Below are 3674 nucleotides of genomic sequence, written 5' to 3' on the forward strand. Positions count from 1 at the left end.
GTCGGGGGTGGGGGGCCAGCAGCGCATCGCCGAAGAAGACGTCCGACGGGCTCGCGTGACGATTCTGATCACCTGTCCAGATCATCACACCCGCTCCACGGCGCGGCGGCCGAACAGGCCTTGCGGCATCACCAGGAGCACCACCAGGATGGCGACAAAGGCGACCGCGTCCTTGTAGGTGGAGGAGACGTAGCCGGCCCCGAAGGCTTCCATCAGCCCGATCAGCAGCCCGCCGACGACGGCGCCGATCGGGTTGCCCATGCCGCCCACCATGGCGGCGGCGAAGCCCTTCAGCGCGAACAGCGTGCCGACGTCGTAGCGGGTCAGGGTGATCGGCGTGACCAGGATGCCGCCGATCGCCCCGATCGCCGCGGAAAGGCCGAAGGCGAGCGCCAGCACGACCGTGACATTGATGCCGACCAGCTTCGCCGCCAGCCGGTTCGCCGCGGTGGCGAGCACCGCCTTGCCGATCAGCGTGCGCTCGAGGAAGAGCCACAGGCCGAGCACGAGGACCAGCATGCCGCCGATCACCCAGAAGCTCTGGGGCAGAAGCGTGGCGCCGCCGAGGGCGATCGGCGTGGTGCCGGAGAAGGCGGGCAGCGAATGGAACTGCTTGTCGAAGACGAGCTGGGCGACGCCCTTGATGAAGATCGAGGCGCCGATCGTGATCATGATCAGCGACACCGGCGATGCGCCGCGCGCCGGCTCGATGGCGAGGCGGTGCAGCAGCAGGCCGACCAGCACGGCGGCGAGAATGGCGATGAACGCCGCGACCGGCAGCGCGAGACCCGCGGCCATCAGGAACACGGTCCCCATGCCGCCGATCATGACGAAGTCGCCCTGGGCGAAGTTGATCACGTCGGAGGCGTTGTAGACCAGCGTGAAGCCGAGCGCGACCAGCGCATAGACGGCGCCGACCGTCAGTCCGGAGAACACGAGCTGAAGGAATTCGGCCATGAGCGTCTCGCTCTTGTTGAAGCGCGCGCGCAGCGCGTGGCGGGGAGGGGGTGGGGGGCTGCGGCGCCTGCCGCGCGGACGGACGTCCAATGATGATCAGAAAAATCCTCACCTCCCGGCTCGCCGTCCTGCTGCTCCTCGCCGCCGTCATCGCGATCGTGCCGGTGCTGGCACCCTCGTCGTTCTATCTGCGGGTCGCGGCGCTCGTCTGGATCTTCTCGCTCGCCGCGCTCGGTCTGACGATCCTGACCGGCTATGCGGGCCAGGTGAGCCTCGGCCATGCCGGCTTTCTCGGCATCGGCGCCTATGCGGTGGCGGTCGGGCCCGCGAAGCTCGGGCTCGATCCGCTCCTCTCGCTGGTGCTCGGCGCCGTGCTGTGCGGGATCGTCGCTTACGCGGTCGGGCGGCCGATCCTGCGGCTCAAGGGCTACTATCTCGCCATCGCGACGCTCGGCTTCGGCCTCATCGTCGCGCTGATTCTCACGAGCGAGTCCGCCGTCACGGGCGGGCCGGACGGCATGCAGGTGCCGCGCATGGTGCTGCTCGGCTGGCGGGTGACGGGCGTGTCGACCTGGTACTGGATCACGGGCGGCGCGCTGCTGATCGGCGCCGCGCTGGCCCTCAACATCCTGTCGAGCCCGAGCGGGCGGGCGTTTCGCGCCCTGCACGACAGCGAGGTGGCGGCGGCGGGCGTCGGCATCGACGTCGCCAAGAAGAAGCTCGCCGCCTTCGTGACGAGCGCCATCTTCGCCGGCGTCGCGGGCAGCCTGCTGGCGCTGATGAACGGCTTCATCACGCCGGACGCCGCCGGCTTCATGCACTCGATCGAGCTCGTCGCCATGGTGATCATCGGCGGCCTCGGCTCGGTGGTCGGTGCCGTCGTCGGCGCCGCCTTCCTGGTGGTGCTGCCGCAGGCCCTCACTGTGCTCCAGGAGTACGAGCAGGCGGTGCTCGGCCTCCTCATCATGGTGTTCATGATCGCATTGCCGGCCGGCATCGTGCCGTCGCTGATGCGCTTCGTCCGGGAGCGCACCGCATGACCATCCTTCAGGTCGAGGATCTCGGCATCACGTTCGGCGGCCTGCGCGCCGTCGACGGCGTGTCGTTTCAGGTGTCGCTCGGCGAGGTGTTCTCCATCATCGGCCCGAACGGCGCCGGCAAGACGACGCTGTTCAACCTCGTCACCGGCATCTATCGGCCCGGCCGGGGCCGCATCAGGCTCGCCGGCGAGGACGTGACCAACGTCGCGCCGCATCTCCTGGTTCGCCGCGGCATGGCGCGCACCTTCCAGAACCTCCAGATCTTCTTTCGCATGACCGCGATCGAGAACGTGATGGTCGGCAACCATCTGGCCGAGCGCACCTCGTTCCTGGCCGATCTGTTCGCGCTGCCTGCGGTCGCCCGCCAGAACCGCCGCACCCGCGCCCGCGCCCTGGAGCTTCTCGAGCGCGTCGGCCTCGCCCATCACGCCGAGACGACGGCGAGCGATCTGCCCTACGGCGTGCTCAAGCGCCTCGAGATCGCCCGGGCGCTCGCCGCCGACCCCAAGGTGCTGCTGCTCGACGAGCCGGCGGCCGGCTGCAACGCGGTCGAGACCGAGGCGATCGACCGGCTGATCGGCCAGATCGCGAAAGACGGCGTCGCCGTGGTGTTGATCGAGCACGACATGAAGCTGGTGATGAAGATCTCGGATCGCGTGCTGGTTCTGGCGCACGGCAAGCGGCTCGCCGAAGGCCCGCCGCGCGTGGTGCGCAACGATCCCGCCGTCATCGCCGCCTATCTGGGCGAGCACGGCGCCAGGGAGGCCGATCGTGCTCACGGTTGACGGGCTCTCCTCGGCCTATGGCCGCATCGAGGTGCTGCACGGCGTCTCGCTCGACGTCGCGGCCGGCGAAATCGTCGCGCTGGTCGGGTCCAACGGGGCCGGCAAGACGACGCTGCTGCGCACCCTCTCCGGCGTGCAGCCGGCGACCGCGGGGCGCATCGTCTTCGAGGGCGAGGACATCGGCCGGCTGCCGGCCCATGCCCGCGTCGTGCGCGGCATCGCCCAGTCGCCCGAGGGGCGGCAGGTGTTCGGGCCGCTCACCGTCGAGGACAATCTGCGGCTCGGTGCGTTCCGCCGGAACGACGCGACCGTGAGCGCGCGGCTCGATGCCGTCTATGCGATGTTCCCGGTGCTGTCCGAGCGGCGACGCACCTCGGCCGCGAGCCTGTCCGGCGGTCAGCAGCAGATGCTCGCCATCGGCCGCGCCCTGATGGCGCAACCAAAGCTGCTACTGCTCGACGAGCCCTCGCTCGGCCTCGCGCCGCTGCTGGTCGACCAGATCCTCGCCGCCGTCGTCGATCTGAAGGCACGCGGCATCACGGTGTTGCTGGTCGAGCAGAACGCTTCCGCGGCGCTCGCCATCGCGGACCGCGGCTACGTGCTCGAGGTCGGCCACATCGTCCATGAAGGCGCAGGCGCGGCGCTGCTGCAGGACCCGAAGGTGCGTGCGGCGTATCTCGGGGTGTGAAGCGGCGTCCGTGCGCGATCCGGGCGATTGCCGGCCGAAGGCATCGTGCCGTGACGCACCCCCCTCCCTGTCTCTCCCCCACAAGGGGGGAGGGAACGCTGGAGCCGCGACTGCGGGTTTGTTGGACGCTCGGTGTTTCGCAGGCTTGGTGTGAGTCGAGAGCGATACGATCTGCCGTGGCCGGCTCCCTCCCCCCTTGTGGGG

4 protein-coding genes are annotated in these 3674 nt (G+C 69.7%); 3 read left to right on the plus strand and 1 reads right to left on the minus strand.

Going from position 1 to position 3674, the window contains the following annotated elements; all coding sequences use genetic code 11:
* Positions 1–84: 84 nt before the first annotated feature.
* Positions 85–957 (minus strand): branched-chain amino acid ABC transporter permease, encoded by an 873-nt coding sequence (locus tag CCR97_RS28385; RefSeq protein ID WP_111356469.1) that lies wholly within the window; start codon positions 955–957, stop codon positions 85–87.
* Between the two features lie 92 nt (positions 958–1049).
* Between CCR97_RS28385 and CCR97_RS28390 the strand changes: the two genes are divergently transcribed.
* From CCR97_RS28390 to CCR97_RS28400, 3 genes are read left to right on the plus strand one after another with little or no spacing between them, the layout of a single operon-like run.
* Complete coding sequence (locus CCR97_RS28390; protein ID WP_111356484.1) at positions 1050–1997, plus strand: branched-chain amino acid ABC transporter permease; 948 nt, start codon at positions 1050–1052, stop codon at positions 1995–1997.
* Complete coding sequence (locus tag CCR97_RS28395) at positions 1994–2782, plus strand: ABC transporter ATP-binding protein (protein ID WP_111356470.1); 789 nt, start codon at positions 1994–1996, stop codon at positions 2780–2782. The genes CCR97_RS28390 and CCR97_RS28395 overlap by 4 nt, the downstream gene beginning before the upstream one ends.
* Positions 2769–3470, plus strand: a complete 702-nt coding sequence (locus CCR97_RS28400) for an ABC transporter ATP-binding protein (protein WP_111356471.1) — start codon at positions 2769–2771, stop codon at positions 3468–3470. The genes CCR97_RS28395 and CCR97_RS28400 overlap by 14 nt, the downstream gene beginning before the upstream one ends.
* Positions 3471–3674 lie beyond the last annotated feature (204 nt).

The sequence above is a fragment of the Rhodoplanes elegans genome, assembly GCF_016653355.1.
Taxonomy (GTDB): domain Bacteria; phylum Pseudomonadota; class Alphaproteobacteria; order Rhizobiales; family Xanthobacteraceae; genus Rhodoplanes; species Rhodoplanes elegans.